Raw genomic sequence first — 347 nt, 5'->3', positions numbered from 1 at the left:
GCGCGCCCGAGAGGAGTCGAACCCCTAACCTTTTGATCCGTAGTCAAACGCTCTATCCAATTGAGCTACGGGCGCATATTTGTTTAAAAACCTTTCTGAAGCGACTTAAATATTGTATCAAATAACGATGTTTAAGTCAATAACTTTTTTTGAAAAGTTTACTTAGTAATAAATGGTGCGGCCGAGAGGACTTGAACCTCCACGGGGTCGCCCCCACTAGGCCCTCAACCTAGCGCGTCTGCCATTCCGCCACGACCGCGAATGAATACAATGGTGCGGGTGAAGGGACTTGAACCCCCACGTCACAAGGACACTAGATCCTAAGTCTAGCGCGTCTGCCAATTCCG

The 347-nt window shown here is 48.7% G+C and carries 2 tRNA genes; both read right to left on the bottom strand.

Going from position 1 to position 347, the window contains the following annotated elements:
* Window position 1: 1 nt before the first annotated feature.
* A tRNA-Arg gene (locus tag Q1B07_RS26835) sits at window positions 2-75 on the bottom strand.
* 98 nt (window positions 76-173) lie between these two features.
* Window positions 174-259 (bottom strand) — tRNA-Leu (locus tag Q1B07_RS26830).
* Window positions 260-347 lie beyond the last annotated feature (88 nt).

Source organism: uncultured Metabacillus sp., assembly GCF_947503125.1.
Lineage (GTDB): Bacteria > Bacillota > Bacilli > Bacillales > Bacillaceae > Metabacillus.
This window is presented reverse-complemented; position numbering and strand designations above follow the sequence as displayed.